Raw genomic sequence first — 3,120 nt, forward strand, 5'->3', positions numbered from 1 at the left:
CGTGCTAGGTTTTGTGGCATGCCTCAAAACCTAGCACGCGACATGCTCGGCACATGCCGCTTCCTGCATGGGTAGATTTCTAGACATGTCCCAAAAATCTACTGGCCCCGGCCTCCAATGTGAGGTCGGGGCTTTTTAGGAACTCGTTCTCGAGCTCGAGCTCGCGCATGCACTTGCGGCCGCCGCGACCGGGTGGTTGGTCAGCTCCTTCTTCCTGACCGTCACCCATCTTCCCAGGGTCTTCTCGTTGATGCCGAGGTCGGCTGCCACTTGGGCGATGGGCTTCCCCGACGCGGCGGCGAAGTCTGCGGCCTCGGCGCGGTACCCCGCTGTGTAGGAGGGCCCGTCTGCCATGACTGACACTCCTTTCTTTTTGGCGCTGAAACGATTATCGCCGCTCAACGCCATTCCTCTAAGTCAAGTGTCCTTGAATACGATACAGTTCAAATGGACGAGGAGAATCTGGCGCTCCTCTCGATGAGCCCGGAGAGGTCCCTGGTCGTCACCTTCCCCCGCGCGAACGCGAAGCGGACGGCGGCGAGCCATGTCCTCACCGCGCGTTCCATTTAGGGAGTCCTCGAGAAGTCGATCTCTCTGTGCGATAATCGAGCTATTGAGTCTCGCGAGTTTAGAGCTGGTGATATGCATTGAAAATCAAGATGAAAAACATCGGCAGGGTCGCTGAGGCCGATATCGAGATTAATGGTATTGCCGTGATCGCCGGGGAGAACGGGACGGGGAAAAGCACGGTTGGAAAAGCGCTTTATGCGGCCTTCAACAGCATGTCCGATTCGGAGAACAAAATCGACCGCATGAGGCGCAATAGTGTTGAGCGCGCCATCAGGAAGGCATATGTGGGAAGCCCTCTCGACTCCACGTCTCGCCACAGGCGAACTGCTGGAAGAATGAATAGTTTCATCGACAGGGTTTTTTCGGGCGAGTGCACGAGGGACGAGCTTATTGATGAGATAAAGGAGTATTACGGGGAGGAGATCTCCCGTGAGATCGAATCCGATTTCACGAATGGCGTAGCAGGAGTTGCCGATCAGATTATCGAGATCATGGATATCTCCGATGATGAGGTATTTCGTGCGATTGCGACAAACAGGTTCCGAAGCGAGTTCAACGGCCAGATCAATTCGGTTTTCGGCGAAGAGCCCGGGAAGGTCGAACTCCAGATAAAGGACGCATCTACGGTTTTCTCGGTTGCAAGTGACGAGGTGGCGGAGGTGCACGATAGGAGGGTTTTGCGATTCAGGGCGCATTATCTGGACGACCCGTTCCTGATCGATTCTCTCGGAGGACCCTACGGCCCCGCTTTTCGGTTCAAGCCCCTCCTTGGACACCAGGAGGAGCTGCGGCAAGATTTGATTCAGGCGACCATCCGTAACGATGACAGCGAGTCCTCGCTGTTCGAAGAGATCGCGAAGGAGCGACACCTGAAGGTTCTCATGGACAAGGTTTCCTCCTTATGTCCGGGGCATTTCGAGAGGAGCGAAAGTCGCGGTCACCTTACGTATCTCGAAGAGGGCTTCGCTCGGGGGTTGGAGCCTGGGAACCTTTCTGCTGGCTTGAAGACGTTCGCCATCATGAAGGTGCTCTTGAAGTCCGGCGCGCTAGATGCCGGAGGGACTATTATCCTCGATGAACCCGAGATTCATCTTCATCCTGCATGGCAGCTGGCCTTCGCCGAGATAATCGTGCTGCTCCAGAAAGAGCTCGGGATGCACGTCTTAATGAGCACCCATAGTCCATATTTCCTGAATGCGATCGAAGTGTATTCTAAGAAGCACGCTGTTGATGGATTGTGCTCATATTATCTTGCGGAGACCTGCACTGATGGACGCTCTCGCTTTGCCGATATAACCGGCTCGACTGAGGTCGCCTACGAGAAGCTGGCGGCTCCTTTTGATACGCTTGAGAGGGAGGAGTACGGCCTTGAGTAGCGACCTGTGCGCCTCCTGCCCTCATCCGAACTCTCCCGCGGTGCCAGATGGCAGCGATGGTTGCTCCCGTTGCAGGACCTGTATCCTAAGGGACTGCACGTCGACCATCTCCAAAACATCCAGAGACGGGAGCGTCTCTCTTGTGGATGACGATTTGCCTGTTGTCAATTTTGACTCTGTTAAAGAATGCTACTGCAAGAAGGTCAATAGGTGGATGCAACTCCCGCGCTCCGCCGATGCGCTGTATTGCGATCGGGAAACGTTATATCTAGTCGAATTTAAAAACGGCAGTCTGAAGGAGACGCTGGGGAAGAGGCTCAATCCCAAGGATGACGAAGAGCTTGGTATCAATCTTGGCCAAAGGGACGCCCTCATCGAGAAGTGCAAGGACAGCGTTTTGATCTGCTCGGACCTGTGGGGAAAGAGGACGAGATGGTTTCGCGAGCACTGCGTCTTTGTTTTGGTATACAACGAGGACAAGAACAAGACCGCGTTGAAGCGGGTTGCCAGCTCGATTAGGAAAAAAGCGCGTTTTGGGCTTCCTGACAAATTGAAAGGTTTTTGCGTGAAGGATGTCTTGACGCTAACCGAAAAGGAGTTTTCGACATCGCTCCTTTCAACTTGGCGAGACGCAGAAGAAATCGCGGAGGTCGACGCGTAGGAGACCGAAAAGCATCCGGTGGCTATTTGCTCCCGATATCGATCGTTCGTCTGCAGTCGGTTTTCTTTCCGCTGCGCCCGCCAGTTTGCGATGAGTCGCGCACCGTGTGAAGCTCAACACGGATGAAATACAAATATAATCCCCCCTTGCACTGTGTTGATAAATATTGCTCGTCGAACTCATCTGAACTGGGCTTTCTTGCATAGAACTGCCTGAACCTGAGCGTTTTCGGGTATCGCATTGCCCGATCGAGCACCATCGCGACCTTCTCAAGCTTGTCCTCGGGCGGACTCATAGCCACAGCCCCGCATGTCGTCCCGGTTGGAGCCGGGATGAGCCCTCAGGAAGCACTGCATGAAGTAGCGCATCCGGTTCACGGGCCCCAGCGGGTTCTGGCCGTCGGGAACGCCCTTGAGCAGCTTCGCGTTGTAGTGCTGGCTCTTCAGTGACAGATTGTTGACGGGAGCCGTGTGGCGCCCGGCTCCATGTCGTGGATGAGCGTGGAGCCGGGCG

The 3,120-nt window shown here is 55.0% G+C and carries 4 protein-coding genes; 2 read left to right on the top strand and 2 right to left on the bottom strand.

Translation table 11 applies throughout. The features are described from left to right. Window positions 1-135: 135 nt before the first annotated feature. Window positions 136-354: a transposase gene (locus DWV43_RS09455; RefSeq protein WP_117584253.1), complete on the bottom strand. Its 219-nt coding sequence runs from the start codon at window positions 352-354 to the stop codon at window positions 136-138. Between the two features lie 293 nt (window positions 355-647). Here DWV43_RS09455 and DWV43_RS09460 point away from each other — a divergent pair, with 293 nt between their 5' ends. Both DWV43_RS09460 and DWV43_RS09465 read left to right on the top strand, forming a co-directional pair. Beyond that, window positions 648-1,946 carry an ATP-binding protein gene (locus tag DWV43_RS09460; RefSeq protein ID WP_117856218.1) on the top strand — a complete coding sequence of 433 codons (1,299 nt, stop codon included), beginning with the start codon at window positions 648-650 and terminating at the stop codon, window positions 1,944-1,946. 142 nt (window positions 1,947-2,088) lie between these two features. After that, complete coding sequence (locus tag DWV43_RS09465; protein WP_124786586.1) at window positions 2,089-2,607, top strand: hypothetical protein; 519 nt, start codon at window positions 2,089-2,091, stop codon at window positions 2,605-2,607. Window positions 2,608-2,876: 269 nt separating this feature from the next. On the opposite strand, the gene DWV43_RS10440 is transcribed toward DWV43_RS09465, so the two are convergent. Next, window positions 2,877-3,120 (bottom strand): hypothetical protein (locus DWV43_RS10440; protein WP_233539257.1); only part of this gene is annotated, 244 nt, incomplete at its 5' end.

Source organism: Collinsella sp. AF05-9 (assembly GCF_003465595.1).
In the GTDB taxonomy this organism is placed as follows: domain Bacteria; phylum Actinomycetota; class Coriobacteriia; order Coriobacteriales; family Coriobacteriaceae; genus Collinsella.